At 70.0% G+C, this 25,597-nt stretch carries 23 protein-coding genes; 8 read left to right on the forward strand and 15 right to left on the reverse strand.

What is annotated here, in order from left to right; all coding sequences use genetic code 11:
- Window positions 1–157: 157 nt before the first annotated feature.
- Window positions 158–664 (reverse strand): CGNR zinc finger domain-containing protein, encoded by a 507-nt coding sequence (locus tag ACFXAZ_RS09195; RefSeq protein WP_384586924.1) that lies wholly within the window; start codon window positions 662–664, stop codon window positions 158–160.
- 128 nt (window positions 665–792) lie between these two features.
- On the opposite strand from ACFXAZ_RS09195, the gene ACFXAZ_RS09200 reads away from it, so the two are divergent.
- On the forward strand, window positions 793–1,149 hold the full coding sequence (locus tag ACFXAZ_RS09200) for a VOC family protein (protein ID WP_384586926.1): 357 nt from the start codon (window positions 793–795) through the stop codon (window positions 1,147–1,149).
- A gap of 27 nt (window positions 1,150–1,176) precedes the next feature.
- Here the strand turns inward: ACFXAZ_RS09200 and ACFXAZ_RS09205 are convergent, their stop codons facing one another.
- From ACFXAZ_RS09205 to ACFXAZ_RS09220, 4 genes are all read right to left on the reverse strand, one after another.
- Window positions 1,177–1,716: a GNAT family N-acetyltransferase gene (locus ACFXAZ_RS09205; RefSeq protein WP_384586928.1), complete on the reverse strand. Its 540-nt coding sequence runs from the start codon at window positions 1,714–1,716 to the stop codon at window positions 1,177–1,179.
- A gap of 131 nt (window positions 1,717–1,847) precedes the next feature.
- Window positions 1,848–3,053, reverse strand: coding sequence for a hypothetical protein (locus ACFXAZ_RS09210; RefSeq protein ID WP_384586930.1), 1,206 nt, complete (start codon window positions 3,051–3,053; stop codon window positions 1,848–1,850).
- Between the two features lie 105 nt (window positions 3,054–3,158).
- Window positions 3,159–3,644: an NUDIX domain-containing protein gene (locus ACFXAZ_RS09215; protein WP_384586973.1), complete on the reverse strand. Its 486-nt coding sequence runs from the start codon at window positions 3,642–3,644 to the stop codon at window positions 3,159–3,161.
- A gap of 165 nt (window positions 3,645–3,809) precedes the next feature.
- On the reverse strand, window positions 3,810–4,133 hold the full coding sequence (locus tag ACFXAZ_RS09220) for a hypothetical protein (RefSeq protein ID WP_384586932.1): 324 nt from the start codon (window positions 4,131–4,133) through the stop codon (window positions 3,810–3,812).
- 171 nt (window positions 4,134–4,304) lie between these two features.
- Here ACFXAZ_RS09220 and ACFXAZ_RS09225 point away from each other — a divergent pair, with 171 nt between their 5' ends.
- Complete coding sequence (locus ACFXAZ_RS09225; protein WP_384586934.1) at window positions 4,305–4,571, forward strand: GntR family transcriptional regulator; 267 nt, start codon at window positions 4,305–4,307, stop codon at window positions 4,569–4,571.
- A 96-nt stretch (window positions 4,572–4,667) separates the two neighbouring features.
- Here ACFXAZ_RS09225 and ACFXAZ_RS09230 read toward each other — a convergent pair whose 3' ends face one another.
- From ACFXAZ_RS09230 to ACFXAZ_RS09240, 3 genes are all read right to left on the reverse strand, one after another.
- On the reverse strand, window positions 4,668–5,030 hold the full coding sequence (locus tag ACFXAZ_RS09230) for a GNAT family N-acetyltransferase (RefSeq protein ID WP_384586936.1): 363 nt from the start codon (window positions 5,028–5,030) through the stop codon (window positions 4,668–4,670).
- Between the two features lie 334 nt (window positions 5,031–5,364).
- Window positions 5,365–5,910 carry an NUDIX hydrolase gene (locus tag ACFXAZ_RS09235; RefSeq protein ID WP_384586938.1) on the reverse strand — a complete coding sequence of 182 codons (546 nt, stop codon included), beginning with the start codon at window positions 5,908–5,910 and terminating at the stop codon, window positions 5,365–5,367.
- 15 nt (window positions 5,911–5,925) lie between these two features.
- The gene (locus ACFXAZ_RS09240) at window positions 5,926–7,047 is read right to left on the reverse strand and encodes an adenosylhomocysteinase (RefSeq protein WP_384586940.1); all 1,122 of its coding nucleotides are present in this window, start codon (window positions 7,045–7,047) and stop codon (window positions 5,926–5,928) included.
- 481 nt (window positions 7,048–7,528) lie between these two features.
- On the opposite strand from ACFXAZ_RS09240, the gene ACFXAZ_RS09245 reads away from it, so the two are divergent.
- Window positions 7,529–8,779 (forward strand): helix-turn-helix domain-containing protein, encoded by a 1,251-nt coding sequence (locus tag ACFXAZ_RS09245; RefSeq protein WP_384586942.1) that lies wholly within the window; start codon window positions 7,529–7,531, stop codon window positions 8,777–8,779.
- A gap of 14 nt (window positions 8,780–8,793) precedes the next feature.
- Window positions 8,794–9,159 (forward strand): hypothetical protein, encoded by a 366-nt coding sequence (locus tag ACFXAZ_RS09250; protein ID WP_384586944.1) that lies wholly within the window; start codon window positions 8,794–8,796, stop codon window positions 9,157–9,159.
- 66 nt (window positions 9,160–9,225) lie between these two features.
- Here ACFXAZ_RS09250 and ACFXAZ_RS09255 read toward each other — a convergent pair whose 3' ends face one another.
- Window positions 9,226–10,572 carry an LCP family protein gene (locus ACFXAZ_RS09255; RefSeq protein ID WP_384586946.1) on the reverse strand — a complete coding sequence of 449 codons (1,347 nt, stop codon included), beginning with the start codon at window positions 10,570–10,572 and terminating at the stop codon, window positions 9,226–9,228.
- A 233-nt stretch (window positions 10,573–10,805) separates the two neighbouring features.
- Here ACFXAZ_RS09255 and ACFXAZ_RS09260 point away from each other — a divergent pair, with 233 nt between their 5' ends.
- The gene (locus ACFXAZ_RS09260; RefSeq protein ID WP_384586947.1) at window positions 10,806–11,348 is read left to right on the forward strand and encodes an acyl-CoA thioesterase; all 543 of its coding nucleotides are present in this window, start codon (window positions 10,806–10,808) and stop codon (window positions 11,346–11,348) included.
- 50 nt (window positions 11,349–11,398) lie between these two features.
- Here ACFXAZ_RS09260 and ACFXAZ_RS09265 read toward each other — a convergent pair whose 3' ends face one another.
- On the reverse strand, window positions 11,399–12,922 hold the full coding sequence (locus ACFXAZ_RS09265) for an LCP family protein (protein ID WP_384586949.1): 1,524 nt from the start codon (window positions 12,920–12,922) through the stop codon (window positions 11,399–11,401).
- Between the two features lie 151 nt (window positions 12,923–13,073).
- Between ACFXAZ_RS09265 and ACFXAZ_RS09270 the strand changes: the two genes are divergently transcribed.
- Entirely contained in the window at window positions 13,074–14,102 is a 1,029-nt protein-coding gene (locus ACFXAZ_RS09270) for a glycosyltransferase family 2 protein (RefSeq protein ID WP_384586951.1), read from the forward strand.
- 122 nt (window positions 14,103–14,224) lie between these two features.
- On the opposite strand, the gene ACFXAZ_RS09275 is transcribed toward ACFXAZ_RS09270, so the two are convergent.
- The 5 genes from ACFXAZ_RS09275 to ACFXAZ_RS09295 form a co-directional block, all read right to left on the reverse strand.
- Window positions 14,225–15,913: an LCP family protein gene (locus tag ACFXAZ_RS09275; protein ID WP_384586953.1), complete on the reverse strand. Its 1,689-nt coding sequence runs from the start codon at window positions 15,911–15,913 to the stop codon at window positions 14,225–14,227.
- A gap of 126 nt (window positions 15,914–16,039) precedes the next feature.
- A complete protein-coding gene (locus ACFXAZ_RS09280) occupies window positions 16,040–17,668 on the reverse strand; it encodes an LCP family protein (RefSeq protein ID WP_384586975.1) in 1,629 nt (542 codons plus the stop codon).
- A gap of 413 nt (window positions 17,669–18,081) precedes the next feature.
- Window positions 18,082–19,932 carry an LCP family protein gene (locus ACFXAZ_RS09285; RefSeq protein ID WP_384586955.1) on the reverse strand — a complete coding sequence of 617 codons (1,851 nt, stop codon included), beginning with the start codon at window positions 19,930–19,932 and terminating at the stop codon, window positions 18,082–18,084.
- A 253-nt stretch (window positions 19,933–20,185) separates the two neighbouring features.
- The gene (locus tag ACFXAZ_RS09290; protein WP_384586957.1) at window positions 20,186–21,373 is read right to left on the reverse strand and encodes an LCP family protein; all 1,188 of its coding nucleotides are present in this window, start codon (window positions 21,371–21,373) and stop codon (window positions 20,186–20,188) included.
- 395 nt (window positions 21,374–21,768) lie between these two features.
- Entirely contained in the window at window positions 21,769–22,527 is a 759-nt protein-coding gene (locus tag ACFXAZ_RS09295; RefSeq protein ID WP_384586959.1) for a TIGR03089 family protein, read from the reverse strand.
- Between the two features lie 129 nt (window positions 22,528–22,656).
- Here ACFXAZ_RS09295 and ACFXAZ_RS09300 point away from each other — a divergent pair, with 129 nt between their 5' ends.
- Together ACFXAZ_RS09300 and ACFXAZ_RS09305 are read left to right on the forward strand one after the other, a co-directional pair.
- Window positions 22,657–24,096: a peptidoglycan recognition protein gene (locus ACFXAZ_RS09300; protein WP_384586961.1), complete on the forward strand. Its 1,440-nt coding sequence runs from the start codon at window positions 22,657–22,659 to the stop codon at window positions 24,094–24,096.
- A gap of 190 nt (window positions 24,097–24,286) precedes the next feature.
- Window positions 24,287–25,369, forward strand: a complete 1,083-nt coding sequence (locus ACFXAZ_RS09305) for a sugar phosphate nucleotidyltransferase (RefSeq protein WP_384586963.1) — start codon at window positions 24,287–24,289, stop codon at window positions 25,367–25,369.
- Window positions 25,370–25,597 lie beyond the last annotated feature (228 nt).

Below are 25,597 nucleotides of genomic sequence, written 5' to 3' on the forward strand. Positions count from 1 at the left end.
GGGGGGGGGGGGTGGCTGTTTGGGGGGGTGGGGGGCCCGCCCCGCGGTGGTGTTTGGGGGGCGGCCGGGGGTTCGGGCCCGGCTACGGCCGCCCTCCCGGGCGTACGGTCGCATTCTGCACCACGGGGTCCGCGCCGGACAGCGAACGCGTGGTGGATCACGCCTCCTTGGCCCGGTACCGGCGCATCTTCGCGCGCGCCCCGCACACCTGCATCGAGCACCAGCGGCCCCGTCCGGCCGGGCTGCGGTCGTAGTACGCCCAGTGGCACTGCGGCAGCTCGCACGCCTTGAGCCGGAGCCAGGTACCCGCCGTGACCGCCTCCGCGACGGCCGCCGCGACCCGCGACAGCAGCGGCCCCGCGTCCACGGGGGCCAGCCGCGCCGACCCGTCCCGCTCGTCGACCGCCACGTACAGCGGGGCCCGCGCCAGCAGTACGCCCAGGGGGGTCACCGCGCGGTGCGCCGGTTGCCCGGCATGGGCGAGACAGGCCGCGCGCAGCGACTCGCGCAGTACGGCCACGTCGGCGAGGTCATGCTCGGCGATCCCGAAGGGCGCACGTCCCTCGGGAGTGTCGAGAGCGTCCCGGCCCGACTCCAGATCCAGTGTGTTCACCAGCGCCTCGACCAGTTCCAGGCCGCCGGGCGCGGGAGATCGGTCGTTCACGCTTGCGAGGTTACCGGTACTAGGGCATGATGCGGTAACGGCCGTGGTTACCGTATGACGGCTCTAGCAGGTAACAGCACAAGTAGTCCTCTTGCAGACAACCCCGTTCACTCTCTGGGAGGAAAGTCATGGCTCTCGCCACGCTCGGTGGGGTGGTCCTGGACTGCCGCGACCCGCACGCCCTCGCCGCCTTCTACATCGAAGTGCTCGGCGGAACCCTGAACGACGAGGGCGACTGGCTGGAGCTGCGCCTGCCGGACGGCCCCACCCTGGCGTTCCAGGAGGCGCCGGACCATGTGGCCCCCGAGTGGCCGTCGGGCGACCGCTCGCAGCAGTTCCACCTGGACCTGACGGTCCCGGACCTGGACGCGGCGGAAACGGCGGTCCTGGCGCTGGGCGCGAAGCCGCTGGACACGGAGCCCGGACGCAACTGGCGGGTGTACAAGGACCCGGCGGGCCACCCGTTCTGCCTCTGCCGCGGCTGAGACGCCTTCCCGCTGTCGAGCACCGGCTCAGGCGGACGGCGTGACCGGGGCCCGCATGCCGAGCCACTGCTCGGCGTCCCAGGCATGGAACCGCTCCACCTCGGTGAACCCCAGCTTGGCGGCCAGCCGCATCGAGCCGACGTTGGCGGTCTGGGTGGCCAGCACCACCGGCTCGCCGGGAAGGACGCCGTCGAGCCAGTCGAGCGCCGCCGAGCAGGCCTCGGCGGCGTACCCGAATCCCCAGGCGCGCGGCAGGAACAGGTAGCCGAGATCGGCCTTTCCGACGGCGGCCGGGCGATGCCGTTCCGAGGCTCTCCTGAGCAGAATCTGGCCGATCATCGCCCCGTCGAGATCGACGACGAAACTCCCGGGCCACCGCCCGGGCACCGCGGGCATCTCGCGCTCAAGCTCGTCACGCGACCGGGGCCCGCCGAGGTAGGCGTGCACCTCCGGCGAGGCGTGCAACTCGATGAACGCCGCACGATCCCGTTCCTGGGCCTCACGAAGCACGAGCCGCTCGGTCCTGATCGGGCCGGGTGGCCAGCCAACGGGTCCGAGGTCGGTCATACCGGCCAGCCAATCAGCGGACTCGACGCCGATCAAGACACGCGGGCCGATCAGGCCACCGGCCCGGGCGGTGGTTCATCCAACGGGTGGTCGGTCGTGCGCGGCAGCCGTCGTGCCCTCGTGAACGGTGGCTACCGGCGGCCGGCGACCAGCTCACTGAGGCGGTCGCCGATCACGGAGACGCCCGGACGGGGCTTGCTCTCGTAGTACCAGGGCTTCCGTCGGCGTAGCAGGCTCTCGCCGTGTTCGCTCCAGGTGAATCCGGGCTTCTTCAGGAGCTTTTGGAACACCATGTCGGTTGTCCTTGGGTGGGCGTCGGCCAGTCGGCGGATCGGCAGTGGCGCGATCGACTCCTCACGCAGGTACATGCGCAGCAGGTCCTGGTGCTGTCTGCGGCCCGTGAGGGCCGGGTCCGTGAAGAGGTCTCGCAGCATTCCGTAGTCCGCGTAGAAGTTGAGCCCTTCGACCTCGTCGTAGATGACGCCGATGGTGTGCGAGTCCGCGAGTTCTGCGGGCAGTTCGAAGAAGGGCAGGTCCAGGCCAGGGAGCCGCCTTCCCCGAGCACGGTCGGAATGTCCGGCGACGACGGTCTCTTGGCGGTGGCGGTAGTAGGCGTTCAGACGGTCCTCGGCTTCGGCAGGCGGAAGGACCAGTTCGTCGCTGCCGAAGAACTCGACGAACGCGGCGCGGTCCTCCCGCATCCGCTGCCATCCCTGTTCGATCTTCACGGGGTTGCGGAAGACCAGTTCGGGCCGGCTGGTCGCCAGGTGGAGAGCGGCCTGGGCGATCTCGGTGGCGCTGGACCTGGGATAGCTCGACATTGCCCCGGACACCAGCCACGCCCCGCCGGTCGAGTGGACCGGTACCAGGCAGGTGTGGAGGAAGCCCCCCTTGGACACTCCGCGGAACGCCGCCCGCCCGACGTTGGAGTACGTGCGGTACTCCAGATCGTCGACCAGGTTCAGCAGGACGACGGCATCGCCTTCTTTGCGCTGGACCTCGAAGATGCCCTCGACCGGGTCACGCCAGCCGAGCAGCATCTCCCGGTCGACCGCGGTCAAGCCCTTCCGCCCGGCGACGAACCGGTCCACCACGGTCGAGCCGTCCGGCAGGCGGTACCGCAGGATGAAGTGGTCGGTGATCCGGATCGCCTCGCCCTCGGCTAACTGCCGCTCAGGCCCTGCGGCCTCCAGCAGCAGGGGCGTCAGCCACCGGTCGAAACGGGCGCTCTGCGCGAAGGCGACCAGCTGCCCTTTCAAATCGGCGCTGCGCTCGATGAGGTCGGTCAGCGACGGCCGACCGGCGCCCTGATGCGTGCCCTGTACGGCGTCAGCCACAGTCAGCCCTTTCCACGCGAGCCGGTTCCGTGTGAAGTGTCAGGTGGCCGGCCTCGACCGGCCCGGTGACGGTACGCCTCGATCCGCTCCGCACCCAGAGTGCCCTCAGCGTGGTGTGGGCCGCATGTCAGGGAAGGAATCCGCTGCTTGTGGCGGCTCGCCATGTTCCAGGTAGGCGGTCAGGCCGTCTGCGCGGGCCTGGATGCCGGCGGTGATTCGGCGTACGAGGCGGGGGATGGTGAGCTCCGGCAGTCGTTCGGCCGGGTGGAATTCGTAGCCACGCAGTTCGTCGGCCTGAAGCGCGATCTTCCGGCGGTGGTCTGTGCTGAGACGGCCGCCGTCGAAGAGGTAGAGGACCTTGTCTCCCTCTCCTGGACTCGGTGCCCAGTCCACGACGAGCAGCCGGCCGATGGGGGGACGGATGCCCAGCTCCTCGTGGATCTCCCGCGCGCAGGCTTGCAGGGGTGACTCGCCTCGCTCGACGTATCCACCCGGGATGTCGCGATAGTCCTTGTAGGACGGCTCGACGAGCAGGACGCGATCGGCTTCGTCGAAGAGGAGAGCGCCCGCTGCCATGCGGGGGTGGGCCATTTTCGCCTCGTGCTCGTTCACGGCGTGGACTCTAGCCGCCCGCGATGACGTGGAGCCTGTGGGCCGGCAGATGCCGAAAGCGTGCGTTGCTCGCCGCTGAGTCCCGGATGGACGGTTCGGGGTGGTGACGCTAGGGCAGCAGTGCGGCTCTGAAGGGGGAGGCGGTCATGCGGCTGCCCGCTCCACTGTGACGACGCTGCCGAGATCCGTGGTCGGGAAGTCGTAGTCGATGCCGAGTGTGGCGAGGGCGGCGGCGTAGTGCCGTTCTCGCTGCTCGGTGGGCAAGCCTCGTGCGCGTGCGTCGTGGAAGACGGCCCGGACTTCGCGTGCGGACGGTCCGGCCCATGGGCAGGTCCAGGGCCTGGCGGGCGCGGGTTCGCTGGTCCGTGCGGCGAGGTATTCGGCGGAGTGCCGTCCGGGACGGGGGCGACGGGTCCACGGAAGAACGCTCAGCACCCATACGAGGGCGCGGGCGATAGGGTCGCGCATGTCGTTCAGCTCCCTAAAGCTGATCGGCGGAGCCCCGGTAGACCGGTCCTACGCGGTCTGTCGGGGCGTTTTCATGCTCCGACGGTAGGCCAACCTGTATAGGTCTGTCTAGCTCTGCTTAACCCTGTCTAGGTGGGAGCCGTTCGGGCCGGGTGGCTAGGCTCTGCGGCTATGGCAGCGCGTGAAATCGACCCCCGGGCACCGGAGCCTCCCTACCGGCAGATCGCTGCCGATCTGATCGCCGAGATCGAGCGGGGTGACTTGTCCCCGGGGAGTCCGCTGCCCTCCGAGAAAGAGCTGACGGAACGGTACGGAGTCGCGCGGAACACGGCGCGGTCCGCTCTCGTCGTGCTCCGCGAGAGGGGGCTCGTCTACACCGTTCCGGGACGTGGAACGTATGTGAGGGACCGGTCTGCCGAGGACGATCAGCGAGACTAGTTCCGCTCCGCTGGAGCCGGGTGGGCGTTGTCCCGGATCTGGTGGGGCGCGGCCCCGCCCGCAGGATGGCAAGCGGGGCCGCGAGGGGGCAGTGGGTCAGCCACCGGCGGCGGCAGCCACGGCGGACGGGCCGGGGATGTCCTCGGGTATCGCGTCCATGATCAGCTCGTCCACGGGCTTGCCGAGCCAGTATCCCGACCGCCGGAGCCGACCGGCCGGGCGGAACCCCGCCTTCTCGTACGCCACGATTCCGGCCCGGTTGGGCTCCAGTACCTTCAGCCACACCACACGTAGGGCGGCGAGGTGGAACGCCCAGTCCAGCGTCGGCCGTGCCGCTTCCGTGGCGTACCCCTTCCCGCGTTGCTCGGGGGCGAGCACGATCACGAACTCAGCCGTACGGACGTACGTGTTGACTTCCAGGACCGTCGTGCCCACGGGGGTGCTGTCATCCAGCCGCACCACTTCGAACTGTTGGAAGCGTTCGTTGCCCCGCTGACGCTCGTACCGGCGGCGCGAGCCTCCCAGGACTGTGCCCACTGGTTCCCGTACCCGAGGATCGTCCGGGCGTCGTTCTCCCACGCGTGGTACTTGGGCAGCAGCAAGGCCGGGTCCGCGAGCCACCCTTCACCCACGTTCCCGAGAGAAGCGGGACAGGGGCGCGGCCAACAGAGGGCGGACCACTTGACCACCCCGTGCAGGCCCGAAAGAGTGACTGAACTGCGGTGATGGCCTGAGATGCGGCGGCCCCGGTGCCTCTGCCGCGTACCGGGGCCCAGCTGTGTCCCGGGCGACGCTAGCGTGTGGCGTCCATCACACGAGTGCGGAGAGGTTCGGCCGTCAGCATGTCGGCGAACTGCCAGCTGTAGGACGTGACCTCCTCCTCTTGCAGCTCGATCAGGTCGGCCGTGGTGCGGAACAGGTACCGGAAGTCGAAGTGAAGGTGCTCAGGCTCTCCCTTGGCAGGGTTCGCCGGAATCCAGTGGACATCGACGTGCAGCGGCAGGCCGCCGTCAGGCTCGACACGGTCGGGGCTGATCCCGGTTTCTTCGGCCAGTTCCCGCAGGGCCGCGTCTGCGAGGGTCGTGTCGCTGTCCTCGACATGCCCCCCGGGGAGCAGCCACATTCGCAGCGCGCGATGCTCGATGGTGAGTACGCGGCCGTCAGGGCGAAGCAGGGCGGCGCCAGCTGTGACGTGGCCGCGGAACTCCTTTCGCGAGGTGACCGAGTCGCCGGCTTCGTCGAGGGCCACGACGAGTGCGGACAGCGCGTCTTTCTCGTCGGGGTGCTCAGCGAGGTAGGCGTCGACTGTCTTGCTTACGTGCTGTGCCGTGATCGGCATGGGTGCTTCGTTCCTCTATCGGTTGAAGTAGTTGAGCCACGTTGCCGCGATGGCTGCCCGATCGTCGGCACCGACCTCGTGCATACCGGGTCCGAGATCGCCGCGGGACAGCATCCGGATTCCGGCGAGAATTTCGGACTGCACGAGGAAGATGAAGGGTCCGACGTGGGCACCGTGCAGGAAGTTGACCGCGTTCCCTCCGTTCAGCAAATAGAAGTAGTGGCCGGTCGTCGAGTAGCGGGTGACGTGCTCGCCCTGGGAGGCGCGCTGGTAGACGCGGGGAAGTGCGGCGAGGTCGAGTTCGTCCTCGGAAGAGGTCACGGTCGCCACGTAGGCGCCGTTCCGCAGCGTGGCGAAGTCCTCGCCGCGCAGGGACACCGAGCCGGTGGCGCAGAGCACGAGGCCGGCGCCGTGCAAGGCTGTGTCTCGGTCGCGGGCGACGGTGAAGCCCTGCGAGAGGGCCTGTGTCTGCCGTACGGGGTCGACGTCGTACACGGTGACCTGTACGCCCTTGGCATGTAACAGGCGGGCGATGGAGGAGCCAAGCTTGCCGAACCCGATGACGAGGGCAGGGCGACCGTGGGGGATGTCGCCTCGGCTGCGCATGAGCGCTTCGGCCGAGAACACGACGCTTTGGCCCACGAGGAAGTCCTCAGGATCTTTCAGGGGGCTGCGGGCGACGGAGACGACGGGGCAGGGCAGCTTGTCGCGGTCGGCGTAGCGGCGGTTTCCGTTCTCGGTGTCCTCGACGACGCCGAGTACGCGGCCGGTGAAGCGGTCGCACAGGGCGTCGATGGAGGGGGCGAAGTAGCCGCCCACGTCGAGCAGCACGACGGATTCGCCGGGGGCGCGCGATTCGATGTATTCGACTGCCCTGTCTGGGTCCTCGAACAGTTCGCGCGACAGCGTGTCGCAGGGCGTCACCCTTTCGACCGCGCGGAGCGCGGCGGGGTCGACGGACTTCGGTTTGGGGAGGACGGCCCGGAGATCGCTGGTTGTGGCCACAGCCCGCACGAAGGAAGGGCGCTCGGGCAGAAGGTGCGTGATCAGGAAGGACGACGGGCGGTGGGTCGGTGCGAGATCGTCCGCGACCCGCGCGAAGTAGGCGTCAAGCCGGGCGCGCTCGAACTGTTCCATGGACTCACTCTCCTGGTTGAGGGGGTAACTCCGGTCTGGGGGTGCGGGTAGCGGTTCAGAAGCGGCGGCGAACAAGGGCGGTTGTGCCACCGGAGCCGAGGCGGACGGCCATGCGGGTGATGAATTCGGGCCGGGTGGGCCGGTGGGGTCTGGGGAAGTCATGCCGTGTGCACCGTGAACCTCGATGCGGGTTCGACAGCCGTCGGCGTCTCGTGCGTTGGTGGTGACGTGATCCCGGGCGAAACGGCGTGCCTCGCGCACGGATGGGATGACTGGGCAGTAACAGGATGTCCGGACATGCCGCGTGTGCGCATACTCCCGGGGGCGAGCAAGTGATCCATCTTGGTTCCGGAGTGACACGTTCAAGGCAACCGCGGCGCACTGGGCGTGGCCACGGCAGTGATGCGGCACTCTTGACGCACATCTGATGCGCGGGCGCGGGATGGGTGCCGAGAGGACTCGGCGGGGGAAGGGAGCCGACGTGACCCTCAAGGATCGGCGCAAGGCGCTGGGCTACAGTCAGGAGAGATTCGCTGCCCTGATCGGCGTCGACCGAACAACGGTCGGCCGATGGGACCGGGGGGAGACTGAGCCCCACCCGGAGTACCGGCCCAAGATGGCAGCGGCGTTACACGTCGACCTCGTCACGCTCGACGCCTTGATCAAGGAATCATCAGCGTCCCGCGAACCGGATGCGGGGTCTCCGTCGCACGACGCCTATGGCCCGGGGGAAGAGGACATGATTCGACGCGAGTTTCTGCGCGCCCTGACGGTGGCGGGGGCGCTTGCTGCCCTGTCAGTCGAGGAGGCCGACGCGCTCGCAGACGATGCCGCCCGCGACGATGCGGCCGGCTACCTGCGGATGAACGATCACCTCTGGCAGGTATATCAACTCGCCCGCTCGAAAAGCTCTGTTCGGTCCGTGGTCACCGATCAGCTCTCAGTCTTGAACGGGACCCTGTCTGATCGCCCGTCGCCCCTTGGCCTCCTCTGTGTGGCGGCCGGCGACCTTTTCCAGCTCGCGGGCGAGTTGGCATTCGATGGGAACCGCCACACGGATGCCGCTGCGGCGTACTCGCTCGCAGCCTCGGCGAGCAAGGAAGCCGGGGCGTTCGACTTGTGGGCCTGCGCGCTGATCCGGCATGCGTACGTGGAAATGGCGGGCGGCCAGTACCGCGAGGCCGTGGGGCTGTTGTCCGTTGCCGAGCGTGTGGCCAAGCGCGGTGACAGCTCTCTGTCCACGCGGCAGTGGGTCGCGGCAGTACGGGCCGAGGCGCACGCCGGGTTGGGGCATCTGTCGGAGTGCGAACGTGCGCTCGACGAGGCTGAGAAGGTGATCCACCTCGGGGGCCACGCCCACAACGGCGGATGGCTCCGATTCGACGGGTCCCGTCTGGCCGAGGAGCGAGGGGCCCGATACGTGCAGCTCGGTCAACTGGACAAGGCCGAGGCCGCGTTGAACAACGCACTGGAACGGGGGGCGTTGGCCGAGCAGCAATCGTTTCGGCGGCGCGCTGTCGTGCTCGCGGACCTCGCTGCGATTGGGGCCAGGCGGCAGGATTCTGACCAGACGCTCACCTACGCAACCGAGGCTCTGCGGCTCGCCCGGCAATCCTCGTCCGGGTATGTCGCCCGTAGACTTCAGGGGCTACGGGCCGAGATCGGTTCACTCGTTGGCGACCGTCGAATCGCCGAGTTGGACGCCGAGATTGCCGCATTGAGCGCGACGTGACGAGAGGGGTTGCCGTGACGGAGACCGAGGGTGCCCGGCTGTTTCGCGAATCGTGGATCGCGGGGGTGCTCAAGCACTTCCCGGGCGAGCCGAAGCCGGGCTATGTGACTCCCTGGGAAGACACTCCAGAGTGGGAGCGGCAGGCTGCGGGTGCCGTGTGTGAGCAGGTCCGCCAGCTCCTCGAACTGAGCGACGGCCACGCCTCACGGCTGAGCCGTGAGCAGAAGGGCCGGTTCGTCGCGACCTCGTGGACGGCGCAGATGTTCAAGCACTTCAAGGACCCCAAGCCGGGATACGTGGCTGACTGGCCGGACCTTCCCGAGTGGCAGCAGGAGACCGACGCGGACATCTTTGAGGCGATCGAGGGCGCGGTCGGCTGACCGGACGCACGGCCCCCACGTCCCGTTCTCCGGAACGGCGGGGCCCGGGCGTTCAGCTGGAGGGCGTCAGTCGCCGGTGACCGTCACCTTCTCGTCGTTCTTGAGCTGGTCCACCAGCGTCTTCACCTTCTCCGTGTCCCACTGGAGGTTGCCGTTGGCCGCGTTGCCCGCCAGCGGCATGTTCATCGAGGTGCCGTCGCCGCCGCTGACGCCCTTCATCGCCCAGAACATGCTCGCCAGGTCGAACAGGCCCATGTCCTTGTCGACGATCAGGGAGTCCAGGCCCGCGCCCATCGTCGGGTAGAGCTTGAAGGGGTTCAGGACCGTGCCCGGCGTGGCCACCTGGTTGGCGAGGGCGGACAGGAACGCCTGCTGGTTCTTGGTGCGGTCCAGGTCGGAACCGGCCAGCGCGTACCGGGTACGGACGAAGGCCAGCGCCTCCTCGCCGTTCAGGACCTGCGTGCCCTTCTTGAAGTCCGCGCCGGACTTCGTGTCCTTGATGTCCTGCGGGATGTCCATCTCGACCCCGCCGACCGCGTCCACGATGTTCGCGAAGCCCGCGAAGCCGATCTCCACGTAGTGGTCGATGCGCAGGCCGGTGTTGAACTCGACCGTACGGACCAGCAGTTCCGGCCCGTCCTCCGCGTACGCCGCGTTCAGCTTCACCTCGCGGCCGGTGCCCTCGTACGTCTTGCCGGACTCCGAGCCGACGAAGGTCGGGATCTCGACGTTCGAGTCACGGGGGAGGGAGACGAGCGTGGAACCGTTGCTGCCGGTGTGCAGGATCATCATCGAGTCCGTGCGCTTGCCCTCCGCGGACCCGGTGTGCAGCTCCTGCTGCTCCTCGGCCGTCATGCCCTCACGGCTGTCGGACCCGACGATCAGGTAGTTCGTCCCGTCGCCCGCCTCCGGGCGATCGATCACCTTCGACAGATCGACCTCGCGGTTGAGCTTGGAGTCGGCCCAGAAGTAGGTGGCCACCGACGTGACGGCCACCACCGCGACCAGGGTGATCGCGGTCACCTTGATCCGGCGCCGCCAGTTCGGCGCGGGGCGCGGCCCGCCCGCCCCGGGGCCGTCGTGGCCCCCGCCGGACCCGCGCCCGCCGGGGTTGCCGTACACCTGGCCGGTGTTGTACCCGCTGTCGTAGGAGTCACCGCCGTTCTGGCCCGGCCCGTTCGTGTACGACGGCTGCCGCGGGACTCCGTCGTACGGCGGATGCGGGGGCTGCTGCGGGGGCGCGGGCGGCCGGCCGCCGGGACCGGACGGCCCGCGGCGCACCTGGCGCATCACCCGAGCGCTCTCCGGCTGCGCGCTCGCGCTGCCGCCGCCGTAGCGGTTGCCGCGGCCTGCGCCGCCGCGGTTGTCGCTGCCGCGGTTGTCGTCCGACGATCCCTGGGGCCAGTCATTCATGGGCCTTAGTGTGCAGTGCGCGACTATGCGCCCCACAAGGTTCACAGGAAAATCGGAGCGGGGCTGTTGCGAACCTGACACAAACGCCCTGATAAGTCCCCGATAAGTCCCTGACGTGTCCCCGGATACGTCCCCGATGAATCCCCTGCTACATCCCTTGATACGTCGCCTGATACGTCCCTTGATACGTCCCTGATGAGTGCCCGATCCGTTCGCCGCCTAGGCTGGTCGGCATGACAGACCGAGCCGGGTCCTCCGGCCTCCCCGGCAAGCCGACGTCCGCGTCCCGGACCACGCTCAGCACGATCATGGGCCACAACGACACGAATCTGCTGGGGACCGTGCACGGCGGCGTGATCATGAAGCTGGTGGACGACGCGGCGGGCGCGGTCGCCGGGCGGCACAGCGGCGGGCCCGCCGTCACGGCGTCCATGGACGAGATGGCGTTCCTGGAGCCGGTCCGGGTGGGCGACCTCGTCCATGTGAAGGCCCAGGTCAACTGGACCGGGCGGACCTCCATGGAGGTCGGCGTCCGGGTCCTCGCCGAACGCTGGAACGAGTCCACGCCCGCGACGCAGGTCGGCTCCGCGTACCTCGTCTTCGCGGCGGTCGACGCCGACGGGCGTCCCCGCCCCGTCCCTCCCGTCATCACCGAGACGGAACGCGACAAGCGCCGCTACCAGGAGGCACAGATCCGCCGCACCCACCGGCTGGCCCGCCGCCAGGCGATCATGGAGCTACGGGAGAGGCGGGCGGCGGAGGGCATCGAGGACTGACCCGCACCACCAAGCGCGGCCCGCGTCGTCCCCTGCCTCCCCTGCCTCCCCTACGAGCAGCTCACCTCGTCCCCCCGTACCACCCCGTCGGAAGACCCCGTCGGCTCCGTCGCCCGCACCTCGCGCACCGACCGGAAATCCGACCCCACCGTCACCTTCAGCACCGGCCCCTGGCCCTTCACCTCCCGCAGCTCGCTGCCCGGGAGCGCCGCCGCGAGGGACTTCGCCGAGCGGTCCCAGCGCGGATCGTAGGAGACGACCGTGCGCTCGGCCCCCGGCCGCTCCGCGTTGGTCGGCTGCCGGGTGGTCCGGAACCCCTCCGCCGCCAGCGCCGTGTCCACTCGCTTCCCCAGACCCGCACTCTCTGTGCCGTTCTCGATCTGGACCTGGATCTGGCCCGGCGGCACCGGCACCCGCACCGGTTCCTGTGCGGGCGCCGGCGTCCCCGGCGTCGATGTCCCCGGCGCCGGCGTCCCCGTGCGCCCCGACAGCGGCTGGTCCTCGCGCAGGGCCCGGAAGAGCTGCTCCGAGCGCACCGGGTCCCACTTCAGCGTGGAACCGATGCCCTTGACGACGTACCCCAGCTGCCCGATCGGGACGGTCGTGAACTCCGAGGAGGAGGGGGAGAAGTTGCGCATCGCCCGGCCGAGGTCGAGCAACTCGTCCGTGCCGAAGCCCTTGTCCGCCCGCACCGACCCGAGCACCGCCCGCGTCACGTCCCGGAACTTCATCGGGTTCAGCAGCACCCCCGACGACGTGGCCCGCTCCAGCAGCGCGGCGAGAAACCGCTGCTGCCGCTGCATCCGCCCCAGGTCCGACGCCCCGTCGATATGCCGGGCCCGGACGAACTGGAGCGCCTGGCCGCCGCTCATCCGATGCCGTCCGGCGGGGAGGTTCAGCCCGGTGTACGAGTCCTTCACGGGCTCGGCCGTGCAGATCTCGACGCCGCCCAGCACATCCACCGTCTTCATGAAGCTGGTGAAGTCGACCTCCAGATAGTGGTCGATCTTCACCTTCGTCAGCGCCTCCACCGTGCGGACCGTCAGCTGCGGCCCGCCCTCCGCGTAGGCCGCGTTCAGCTTGATGGGATGGGCCCCGTGCTGCTTGCCCGTCGTGGCGTCGGTGTGCGCGGGCAGTTCGGCGTACGAGTCGCGCGGCAGGCTCACCACACTGGCCCGCTCCCGGTCCTCCGAGATGTGCACCATCATGATCGTGTCGGTGCAGTGGCAGGGCGCGCCGCCCAGCCGGTACGCCCGCCGCTCGGCCTCGGAGATCTTGTCCCGGCCGTCGGTGCCGACCAGCAGGACATTCATGCCGTGCCCGGCGCGCGGCCGGTTCTTCATGTCCTTGAACGGGTCGACGCGCGCGATGTCCGCGTCCAGGCCGCTCATCACCGCGTGTCCGATCCCGGCCGACGCCAGCACCACCACGGACAGCGTGGTCACCGCCCGCATGGCCCAGCGCGGGCGCCGCCGTGGCCGTACCGCCGGACGGCCGGTACGTGAGCGGCCCTGTGCGGGACGCGGTGGGCGGCGGCGCGGACCGGCGGGTGACCGGGGTGGCGTGCTGGACATGGGGGGACACCTCCGGCGGAGCCTGGGCGAGCGGCCTGCCGGGATGCAGGCCCCGGCCGTGAGCACGGTAGGCCCATACGATCTGCGACCTGGCGCCAGCGCACCCGGCGGCGCGCGAGCGTGTCCCCCGTTCGCGGTAACGTGAGCACCGATGAACGCCAACTCCGAGATGCAGCTCCCCGCCGTTTCCGTGATCATGCCCGTCCTCAACGAGGAACGGCATCTGCGCGGAGCCGTCCACGCGATCCTCGCGCAGGAGTACGCCGGTGAGATGGAGGTCGTGATCGCCCTCGGCCCCTCCACGGACCGCACGGACGAGATCGCCGCCGCCCTGGTCGCCGAGGACCCCCGCGTCCACACGGTGCCCAACCCGACCGGGCGTACCCCCGCCGCGCTCAACGCCGCCATCAAGGCGTCCCGTCACCCGATCGTGGTACGCGTCGACGGCCACGGCATCCTCTCCCCGAACTACATCGCCACCGCCGTACGGCTCCTCGCGGAGACCGGCGCGCAGAACGTCGGCGGCATCATGCACGCCGAGGGCGAGAACGACTGGGAGCACGCCGTCGCCGCCGCGATGACCTCGAAGATCGGCGTCGGCAACGCCGCGTTCCACACGGGCGGCGCGGCCGGTGCCGCCGAGACCGTCTACCTCGGGGTGTTCCGGCGCGAGGCACTGGAGCGGCAGGGCGGCTACAACGAGGAGTTCATCCGTGCCCAGGACTGGGAGCTGAACTTCCGCATCCGCGAGGCCGGCGGCCTGATCTGGTTCTCGCCGGAGCTGAAGGTGTCGTACCGCCCGCGTCCGAGCGTGCGCGCCCTCGCCAAGCAGTACAAGGATTACGGCCGTTGGCGGCATGTCGTCGCCCGGTACCACGCCGGCTCCATCAACCTGCGCTATCTCGCCCCGCCGGTGGCGGTGTGCGCCATCGCGGCGGGCCTCGTGGTGGGAGCGCTGCTCACGCCGTGGGGGCTGGTGATCCCGGGCGGGTATCTCGCGGCGATCGCCGCCGGGTCGCTGCCCGCGGGCAAGGGGCTGCCGCTCAAGGCCCGCCTCCAGATCCCCGTGGCCCTCGCCACCATGCACATGTCGTGGGGCTTCGGCTTCCTGACCAGCCCGAAGTCCCTGGCCAGGAAGGTCATCGCGTCCCGCCGCCCGGCGGTGCTCAGCGCGAGCTGAACACCACCGAGGGGGCGCGGGCTCACCGGGGGTGGTGCGGGTCCACCGGGTGTGGTTCCGGTTCACCGGGTGTGGTTCCGGTTCACCGGGTGTGGTTCCGCTGCACCGGCTGTGGTTCCGGTTCACCAGGTGTAGTTCGGGTTCACCTTCATGCACGCCGTGTCGTCCGCGCCGTTGAGCGGGTTCGCGGACTCGGGCATGGTGTCGTCGGCCTCCGGCGCCTGGTACGTCGTACCCTCACGCCAGTCCGCGCCCACGACCAGGGTGACCCCCGTGACGTCCGTGGTCTTCTGCACGGCGTCCGCCGGGACGCCCAGCGCCGCCGCCACCCGGTGGGCGTCGCCCTCCAGGTCGGTGCTCGGGTAGCGCACCACGGTCCGCTCCTCGCTCAGCGCGGACGACTGATCGGCGAACGCGTCACCGAAACCCTGCTCCACCAGCAGAGCGGCCACCGTGCTCGCCCGCCCGCTCGCCGGTCCGAGCACATCGGTACGGGTGCCGTTCTGCACCTGTACGGCGATCTCGGCGTCGTCGGCCGCCGGATCGGTGGGCGCCGGGGGCTCCTCGGCAGGTCCCTTCGGCCCGTCCTTGCCGTCCAGCGCGATGTCCTCGCGCACCAGCCGGAACACCTGCTCGGCGTCCTCGGTCGGCTCGACCCGCGCGCCCACGTACCGGTTGGGCATCGTCGTCATCGTGATCCGCTCCGGCTCGACCTTGCGCAGCTCGTTGCTGAGGTCGTACAGCTTCTTGACGGTGTCCAGGCCCTCATCGACGGTGAGTGCCCGCGTCGCCTCCTCGACCAGCCGGCGCAGCTTGTTGGGGCTGCTCAGGGTGGCGTTCGCGCGCAGCTCGCGGACCATCGAGTTCATGTACATGTGCTGCGCCTCGGCGCGGGCCAGATCGCTGCCGTCCTCGAAGCCGTAGCGGGTGCGCAGCCACTGGAGGGCCTGCTCGCCCTGGATCGAGGTGGTGCCTTCCGCCAGCTTCAGCCCGGAGCCCTTGCCGTCGCTGCTGCGGGAGTGGATGTTGGCGTCCACGCACACCGGCACCCCGCCGATCGCGTCGGCCATGCTCACCACGCCCGCGAAGTCGACCATGATGAAGTGGTCGATCCGGATGCCGGTCAGCTCCTCCCAGGTCGCCACCGCACACCCCGGACCGCCGTGGCTCAGGCTCTGATTGGTCATCACCCGGCCGTCGCTCGCCGGGTACACCGTGCCGTCGTCGGGGTCCGTGCACTGGGGGATCTGCACCAGAGTGTCCCGGGGCATGCTGATCACCGACATGTTGGTGCGGTCCGCCGACAGATGCAGCAGCATCTGCACATCCGCGAGCGGCGCCGAGCCGAACGTCTCCTTCGCGCCGCCCAGCTCCTGGTTCTCCGCGGTGTCCCGGGCGTCGGAGCCGATGAGCAGGATGTTCAGCGGGGTCTGCCCGGCGGCGTTCGGGGTGGGCGCGGCGACCGCGGTGTCACCGAGGTTGAGATGGTCCTTCCTGAGGTTGTCGTTGAGTCGCTCGTAATACAGGTATCCGGCCCCGGCCACACCGAGCACGACGACGGCGAGCCCACCGGCGACCCACCGCAGAACCCGGCGACGGAGTTGGCGATGGCGACGCGGGGCTACGTCTATGTCGGCGTCGTTGCCCAGGTCCGGGTCGGCGTCTATGTCCGGGTCGGTTTCCGGCTCGGTTTCCGGGCCGGTTTCCGGGCCGGTGTCCGCCGGTTCGTCGGTGCGGCGGGCGGGCGTGAGCGTTCCCTCACTCTGTCCCCCTCGCTCCGTTCGCCCCCCTCGCACACGTTGCTGCGTCATTGCGTCCGTCCTCCCCACCCTTGCGCGGTACGGGGATCAGTGACCCGCGGAGCAGGTCTACACCAGAACAGCTGCGATCTTTTCGAGCAGGTCCCGGGCGGGCAACCCTCGCCTGCGTGACCTGTGTCACCAGCGGTAAGGCGCGTACACCTCCATGCACGGGCTGTCGTCGGAGCCGTTGATGGCGTCGGCGCTGTCGGGAATGTCCCCGGCCTTCGGCGCCTGCTGCTTCGGGTACGCCGTACCGTCCCGCCAGTCGGAGCCCACCACGAGCGTGACCCCCGAGACCTCGGTCGACCGACGCACCGAACTCAGCGGAATCCCCAGGGAGGTGGCGACCCGCTGGGCATCGCCCGCCAGCTCGGCGCTCGGGTACGAGACCTCCGTACGCTCCTGGGCGAGCGACCCCGACGGATCGGCCACCGCGCGGGTGAACCCCGCCCCGACGAGCTGCTCCGTGATCGCCCCGGCCCGCCCGGGGACGGCCGCCTCGGCATCGGTGCGGGTGCCGTTGCGCACCTGTACGGCGATCTCGGCATCCGGCGCGGACGGATCGGTGGCCGCCTGCCCGCCGCCGTTCTCATCGGCCTTCTCGTCCGCCGGGGCCTTCGACGACCCCGACTTCTCGCCATTGGCGTCGAAGGGGACGTCGTCGCGGAGCATCGCCCACATCTGCTCGGCGTCGGCGGCGTCGGGGATGACATGGTTCTCGTCCTGCGGGTCCTGGACGTTCGGCATGGTCGTCATGGTGATGCGGTCCGTCGGGACGGTCTTGAGCTGCATCCCGAGGTCGTAGAGCTTCTTGACCGAGCCGATCTCCTCGGAGACCGTCAGCGAGTCGGTGGCCGACTCCGCCAGGCCCATCAACCTGCCGGTGTCGCTGAACACGCTCTGCTGCTTCAGGGTGCGGATCATCGAGTTCAGATACATGTGCTGGGCGCGGGCGCGCAGCAGATCACTGCCCCAGGCGTGCCGGGTACGCAGCCACTGGAGCGCCTGTTCGCCCTGTACCTTCTGCTTCCCCTTCCGCAGCTTCAGCCCGGAGCCGCCGGACATGCCGGGCAGCGGCCGGTCCCACACGTTCTGCTGGACGCAGACCTCGACGCCGCCGATGGCGTCCGCCATGCTCACCACGCCGGCGAAGTCGATCGTCATCCAGTGGTCGATGTAGACACCGGTGAGGTTCTCCCAGGTGGCGAGCGTGCAGCCGGCGCCGCCGCGGCCCAGGGACTCGTTGATGATGGCGTTGGTCGCGGGGTAGGTCTCGCCGCTCTCGGGGTCCTTGCACTCCGGTATGTCGACCCGGGTGTCGCGCGGGACGGTCACCACGGACGCGCTTTGGCGGTCGGCGGAGAGATGGATCAGCATCTGTACATCGCCGAGCGGGGGACTGTCCCGGTTGTCGCGGCTGCCGCCCAGCGCCACGTTCGCGTCGGAGGCGCGGCTGTCGGAGCCGATGAGCAGGATGTTCAGCGGGGTCTGCCCGGCGGCGTTCGGCGCGGTGCGCTCCGCCTTGGAGTCGCCGCTGCTGCGTTCGCCCTTCTCCAGATTGCCGTTGAGGTGCTGGTAGTAGAGGTATCCGGCACCGGCCGTCCCGAGGATCACCACGGCGAGCGTGCTCGCGGACCAGCGCAGCAGCCGCCCTCCCGACCGGGAACGGTCCCGTGAACCGGATCGGTCCCGCCGCGCGCCGCGTGTGCCGCGTGTGCCGCGCGTCCCACGGGCGCCGCGCGGGCCACGGGCGGTCAGCGGCATGGTGTCATCGACGTCGGGCGCGTCCCCCCGCACCTTGCTCCCGCTCAACTCCCCGCCCCTCCCAGCCCCTCGAACCCACTCTCACCCCACCACCCGGCCCCAGGCCAGGCCCACCGATACCGATCGGCTACCTGTCAGACCCTTGAGCCCACGTAGTGGTTGGCCACGCCACGGTAAAAATCCCACGCGGGGTTGGCTGAGGGGCGTAGGGGCAACAGGAGAGACCCGGGTGGGCAGGGGAGTGACGGGGGCGGTGGGGGAGGAGGAGGCGGTTGACGGTCAGGGAGAACGCCGAAGGGCCCAGCCCCCAGGGGCGCGGGGAACTGCGCGACCAGCCCCACCCACCCGAACCGAACACCGAACACCGAAAGCTACCCACCCCCGACAAACCCGGCATCGCATCGCGCGAGCGACTAGCTGGCGCAGAGCACCTCATCCGCCGTCGACTTCTCCACATCGGGCGCCTCGGCAGGCGCGGTGAGAGAAGTCCCCGGCCCCTCGAAGTCCTTCCCGAGGATCAACGTCATCGTCGGCTGCCCCTGGGAGTTGGTCACACTCTCCCCCGGCTTCATCGCGGACCCCGAGAGCCCCATGATCTCGGCGAGCTTCCGCGCCTGATCGGCCTGATCCGGCGCGTACTCCAGCGTCGTGGTGGCCTGCTCCGCGGTCGCGTTCCCCGCGTTCTCGGACTTGACGACGCCCTCCTCGATCTGGAGCCAGGACAGCGTGGTCCCCGCCGACCCGTCCTCCGCACCCCCGTTGAGGACCTGCACCCGTACCTCCGAGGCGTCGGACTGGGGGCCTTCGAGCCGTTCGGCGATCTCCGCCTTCTCGGCCGCGGCGGCGGCGGCCTCCTGCTCCTTGACCTCGGTGAAGGAGACGTCGTTGTTGATGGCGTCGAAGACCTCGGGCGCCTTGGTCTCGTCCACCACGACGGTGACCGGGGTCGGCTCGGCCGGGTTGTCTATGACCGGGACGGTGGTGAAGGTGATGTTCTTCGTCGGCACCTTCTTCAGCTCCAGCGCCACATCCGTGAGCGTGCTGACCTTGCCGATGCCGGTGTCCACGGTGAGCGCGTCGGTGGCCGCCTCGGCGAGGCTGAGCAGCTTGCTCGGGCTGGTCAGCGTGTCGCTGGAGGAGATCTTGCGCATCAGCGACGCCAGGAACTGCTGCTGCACCTTGATCCGGTCCAGGTCACCCTGGTTGCCCCAGCTGTGCCGGGTCCGTACGAACGCCAGCGCCTGCTCGCCCTCGATCACGGACTTGCCCTCCGGCAGCACCAGCTTGGAGTCCGGGTCGTTGACCGCCTCCTCCACACAGACCTCGACACCGTCGACGGCCGTGGTGAGCGTCTTGATCGCGTTGAAGTCGGCCATCATGAAGTGGTCCGGCTTGATGCCGGTGACTTCTTCGACGGTCCGCATGGTGCAGCCCGCGTCCCGGCCCTCCTGGCCCAGGCTGGTGTTGAAACGGACGCCGGGGCTGCCCGCGACGATCTCCTCGGTGCCGTCCTCCTGCTGGGTCGGGCAGTCCGGGATGTCGACGATCAGGTCGCGCGGGATGCTGAGCGCGGTGGCGTTCGTCCGGTCCTTGGAGACATGCAGCAGGATCGTGGTGTCCGCGTGTCCGGCGCTGCCGGTGTCGCCGTAGCCGTCATTGCCCTCACCGGTGCGTTTGTCGGTACCGATGAGCAGGATGTTGAACGCCTCGTCCTTGGAGAAGTTCCCGGAGCCCGCGTCGCCGACATCCGTCGTACTGACGTTGCCTTCCAGATGGCGCAGATACAGATAGCCGGAGACGCCGACCGCGAGCAGGACGAGGGCCATCGAGCCGCCGGTCCACATCAGCGCCTTCTTCGTCCGCGCCTTCTTCGCCGGGCGCCGTCCACGCCGTCCGGGCGCCGGCTCCTCGGGAGCGGTCCGGCGGCGGCGCGGCCCGGGGACGTCCCGGCCGGGCGCCACCCGTCCGGGAGCCTCACGCGTCTCACGACTCACCGAGGTCTGCTCGTCCGCCCGGCCCTGGTCCGTCCGGCTCTGCCCCGAGCGGGATTTCCCGGCTCGGGTCTGCCCGGCAGCCCGGGACTCCCGGCCGGTCCGCGCCGCATTTCCCGAGCGCGACGGTCTGCCCGTTCTGCGCTGCCCGGGAACCGGCGACTGCGGTGAGGAAGTGCTCAGTCGCAGTTCGTATTCGCCGGTGTTCGGATTGAGCACCCACTGGTCTGCGGGATCGACATTCTCCGCCCGCCCACGGCCTTGCGCGTCCACGGTTGTCCGAATCCTCCGTCGGGGCCACGCGGCGCCTTCCCCCTCAAAGGCGCTCGGGTCTCGTACATACGGTGCTCGACACCACGGCGATCGCGGGTCAGGTACACCGAAGCGCTCACACTATCCGCCCAGTTCGGCGTCCAGCGACGGCGGGCCGGAATTCCTCGCCCCTACAACTGGGCAATCCAGCCCATTTCTTTGAACACTCGTACGTTCACTTGGCACCCGCTTTACCCGTGACCGGCGCCATGTCTCATCGGCAGCTCTCCTCGGCCGCCGTGTTCCCCCGAAATGTCGGTTCGGCCGACGCGTCGCCCTTCCCGGGCGCGGACTTCTCCGGAGTCTTCTCCTCCGGCGACTTCTTCTCCTGGGCGACCTCGACCGGCGTGTCCGTGCGCAGACGTTCGAAGAGTCGCTCGGCGGCCGGTTCCACGAGCTGATCGCGATTGGCGTCGTCGACGTACGACTCCCTGGGCACCGTAAGGAATTGAACACGCTCGGTGGGGATGTTCCGCAGCCCGCGAACGAGGTCGTACAAACTCCGCAGACTCGCCAGTCCGGGATCGGTGGTGAGGGACGAGGTGGCCGCGTCCAGCACGGGATAGAGCTTCGCGGGATTCAGCAGTACGTCATTGCCGCGCACCTTCTTCACCAGCGCCGCGAGGAACCGCTGCTGGCGGTCCATCCGTTCGGTGTCGCTGCCGTCGCCGAGGGACTTGCGGACCCGGACGTAACCGAGTGCCTGTTCCCCGTCGAGCTTCACCCGGCCCGCGGGCAGCCGCAGTTTGGCCGCCTTGTCGTGAATGGGCTCGGCGAGACAGATCTCGACGCCGTCGAGGGCGTCCACGATCTTCTTGAACCCATTGAAGTCGACGACCAGATGATGGTCGATCCGGATGTCCGTCAGCTTTTCCGCGGTCCGTACGGTGCACGCCGAACCGCCGTTCTCGAAGGCGTGGTTGAACACCGTGAACGCGGGGGAGGTCCGGGTGCCGTCCGGCCCGAGGCAACTCGGCACGTCCACCATCAGATCGCGGGGGATGGACACGGCCGTCGCGCTGCCCCGCCCGGCCGGCAGATGCAGCAGGATCGTGGTGTCGGAGCGCTGGGTGCCGTTGTCCCGCCCATAGGGCCGGTTGCCGGTCCCGGCGCGGGTGTCGGACCCGATGACCAGGATGTTCTGCGCGCCCTTCACCAGCGCGGTGGGCCGCTCCTTCTCGTACCGGGCGAGTTCCCGGGCGGCGGCCTCATCGGCGGTGATGTTCCCGTTCAGCTTGAGATAGACGCCCCACCCGACCCCCGCGCCCACGACCACCAGCCCACCCACGCCGAGCGCGCCCCCCCGCACCCACCGCCGCCGACGCCGCCGCGCCAGCCCGACCCCACTGGCCGACCCCCCGCCTATCCCACCACTCACACCAAACCCCCAAACCCGACCCACGCACCTACGACAATGCCGCGAGCCCCACCCCAGGGCCCCTCGCCGAGGCCCGAACGGGTGACGGAGGGGGGTGGGGGGGGAGTGGCCTGCGGGGCGCGGGGTGTCGGCTGTGCGGTGTGGGGCATGGGGTGTGGCCTCCCGGGCGCGGGCACGGCGACCGCCCGGTGCTGTCACTTGCCGGCAAGGCCATCGCAGGCGATCAGGGGCGCGGGGAACTGCGCGCTCAGCCCCCCACTACCCGCACCCGCCACGGGGACAGAGGCCCCACCGACCTCCCTGTCCCCCGCCGGCAAGGCCAACGCAGGCAATCAGGGGCGCGGGGAACTGCGCGCTCAGCCCCCCCACAACCCGCACCCGCCCCCACACAGCACCCCCACGGCGCCCCCCCCCAGATTTCACCTCCGCACAACCGAAACCCGCTCACTCCCCACCCGAGCGGCCAGCGCCCCCTCACTCAACTCGCCAAGATTCCGGCACAACACCACAGCCCCCCCACCGGCCAACGGCGCGTACAACCCCGCACTGACCCCACCCCACGTGTCATACCCCAGCCCCGACAACAACCGCCCCCCCACCCCACTCAGCCCCAGCTCACCCGCATCCCCCCGAGCCCGCTCGACCACCTCCGCCCCGGACAACGCCTCCCCGGCGACCACCAGCGCGGTCCCCTCCGGATCGACAGGCGCGTACGGCACGAACCGGTCCCCGAAACTCGGCACCTCCACGGCGTAGTCGGCATACCCGGCCGGAGGCCCCGGCACGAACCGCCGCCCCAGCGGCGCCAGCGACAACGCGTACCGCTCCCCCCGGCACGCGAGCCCCGCCTCGAAGTCCCCCGGCCCGGCCACCACGTAATCCGCCGATCCCGGATCCCCGCCCAGGTCGGCGACCACCCCCACCGACGAACAGGCCAGCAGCCACACCGCGGTCTGCCAGTGCGCGGGCAGCAGCAGGGCAACCCGTTCACCGGGCTCCGCGGACATCCCGTCCTGGAGCAGATTCGACGTCTTGGCCACCCAATTGGCGAAGGTGGCGACGGACAGTTCCACGCGTTCGCCGGTGGCATCGTCGTAGAAGGTCACGAACGGGCGGGCCGGATCCGCGGCGAGCGCGGAACGCAGCAGGTCGGCAGGGGTGCGATCGGTGGCGTTCACCCGCGCAAGCGTACGCGCGGCCAAGACCCCGGGCCGAAAGGCCACATCACCGGTTCGGCGGAGCGGGACCTGACGCCCCCGCACTTCCCCGATGGACAGGTTTATATGACTATGTCCACGATCAGGGGCATGCGTGGATACCTTGCCTCCGCCATCGGGGTCACCTGTATGGCCGCCCTCGCCCTCCCGATGACCCTCTCCGAGGCCACGGCGGCACCCCGCCCGGCACCGCTCACCGGCACCACCGACAACACAGCCACCGAATCCACCCCCACCACCCAGACCACCCCTGCCACCCAGACCACCCCCGCCACCCACACCGCCCCATCCACCCGAACCGCCGATTCCGACGCCACCGGCATCCCCGGCAGTACCGAGTCCCTGGACCTCGCCCCGCTCTCCCGCGACCGCGCCCTCGGCGCCACCCTCCAGGGCCTGCCCCGCAGGGACGTACAGAACTTCTCCCTCCTGGGCGTCATCTGGGACGACCCGGACACCGAACTGCACGGCCGCGTCCAGGTCCGTACCCGCTCCGCCGCCACCGGCGTCTGGTCCGGCTGGCAGGACCTGGAGACGCACAACGCCGAGCACGCCGCCGACCCCGACACCGCCGAACGCTCCTCGCCCCGCGTCCGGGGCGCCACCGCACCGCTGTGGGTGGGGGAGTCGGACGGCGTGGAGGTACGCGTCCAGGCCCAGGCGGACAAGAGCGCCCCCGGCGAGGCCGCGACCCACGCCGGACCCGAGACCCTCCTCCCGGCGGGCCTGCGCATCGAACTGATCGACCCGGGCAAGGCGGACGCCCCCCAGTCCACCCCCGCCACCGCGTCCGGCGCCTCTGGCACAGCGGGCACATCCGGCGCCACCGCCGCGGAACCCCTGGAGATCCCGGCCCTGACCCGCACCGACACCGAACGCGAACTCGCCCTGGTAACCGGCGCGGCGGCCCCGCAGGCGAAGCCGTACATCGGCCCCCGTCCGAAGATCGTCACGCGCAAGGGCTGGGGCGCGGACGAGACCCTGCGGGAGAAGACGTTCCTCTACACGAACAAGGTCAAGGCCGCCTTCGTTCACCACACGGCCACCGGAAACAACTACACCTGCTCCCAGGCGTCCTCCGTCATTCGCGGTATCTACCGCTACCACGTGGGGAGCATGGGCTGGCGGGACATCGGCTACAACTTCCTCGTCGACAAGTGCGGAAACATCTACGAGGGCCGCGCCGGGGGCGTGGCGAAGCCGGTGCTCGGCGCGCACACCCTCGGCTTCAACGCCGACAGCATGGGGATCGCCGTCATCGGCAGCTACAGCTCCACCAAGCCCGCCGGATCCGCCGTGACGGCCATCGCGCGGCTCAGCGCCTGGAAGCTGGGCATCTCGGGCGCCAACCCGAAGGGGACGACGTACCTGAAGTCGGGTGGCGGCAATCTCTACAAAAAAGGTAAGAATGTGCGACTGAACGTGATCTCCGGCCACCGGGACGGCTTCGCGACGGACTGCCCCGGCGGACAGCTGTACGGCAAGCTCGGTACCGCCCGTGCCGACGCGGCGCGTCTGCAAGGGCGCTGAGACAGCCGTAGGTACGGAGACCATGTCGGTGGGGGGCACGTTCACAGCCGTCGGGGGGAAGGCTCGCTGACACCGCACGGCCGTCGAAGGCGCGGAAACCCGTCCGTACAAAGCATCTGCACAACCGTCTGCATACACTGACCGGCCGAAAGACAGTTCGGCCGGTCCCGGCAGAAAGCAGAGACGACAGGTGACAGAAGCGATCCTTCTGGTCGGCGGCAAGGGCACCCGGCTGCGCCCGCTCACGGTGCACACACCGAAGCCGATGGTCCGGGCGGCGGGGGTGCCGTTCCTCACGCACCAACTGGCGCGGGCGCGCGCGGCGGGCGTCGAGCACATCGTGCTCGCCACGTCCTATCTGGCCGAGGTCTTCGAACCGTACTTCGGCGACGGCTCGTCGCTCGGACTGCACATCGAGTACGTCACGGAGGACGAGCCCCTCGGCACGGGCGGCGCGATCCGCAACGTGGCGTCCCGGCTGCGTTCGGCCCCCGACGAACCCATCCTCGTCTTCAACGGCGACATCCTGACGGGCCTGGACATCAGGGCGCTGGTGGATACCCACGAACGCACCGGGGCGGACGTCTCCCTGCACCTCACCAAGGTGACGGACCCGCGCGCGTACGGTCTCGTCCCCACGGACGCGACGGGCAGGGTGACAGCGTTCCTGGAGAAGCCGCAGACCCCGGAGGAGATCGTCACCGACCAGATCAACGCGGGGGCGTACGTGTTCCGCCGCGCGGTGATCGACACGATCCCGGCGGGCCGCCCGGTGTCGGTGGAACGCGAGACGTTCCCCGACCTCCTGTCCGCCGGAGCCCACCTCCAGGGCATGGTCGACTCGACGTACTGGCTGGACCTCGGCACCCCGGCGGCCTTCGTGCGCGGCTCGGCGGACCTGGTCCTGGGCAGGGCCCCGTCCCCGGCGGTCCCCGGCCGCCGCGGCGAACGCCTGATCCTCCCCACCGCCCGCGTGGCCCCCGACGCCAAGCTCTCCGGCGGTACGGTCGTCGGCGAGGGCGCGCTGGTCGCCGAGGGCGCCCGGGTCGTCGGCAGCACCATCCTCCCCGGCGCCGTCATCGAACCCGGCGCGGTCATCACCCACTCCCTCATCGGCACCGGCGCCCGCGTCGGCGAACGCTCCATACTCACCGACACGGTCATCGGCGACGGCGCCTTCGTGGGCCCCGACAACGAACTCCGATCCGGCGCCCGAGTCTGGTGCGACGCCCGAATCCCCCAGGGAGCCCTCCGCTTCTCCTCCGACCGCTAGCCCGAACCAGCCACGCGCGGCAGCTCGCCCCAGCTCCCCCAGCTCCCATGGCTGGAGGCACCCGGGCAGCGCCGGTTCGCGACCCGCCCCGACCCGCACCCTCACCCCGCTCACCTGCACAACGCCGGGCAACACCCGCACCCCCCCGCACCAACCCCCCGCACCAACCCCCCGCACCAACCCCCCGCACCAACCCCCCGCACCAACCCCCCGCACCAACCCCCCGCC

Source organism: Streptomyces sp. NPDC059477 (assembly GCF_042749375.1).
GTDB lineage: Bacteria > Actinomycetota > Actinomycetes > Streptomycetales > Streptomycetaceae > Streptomyces.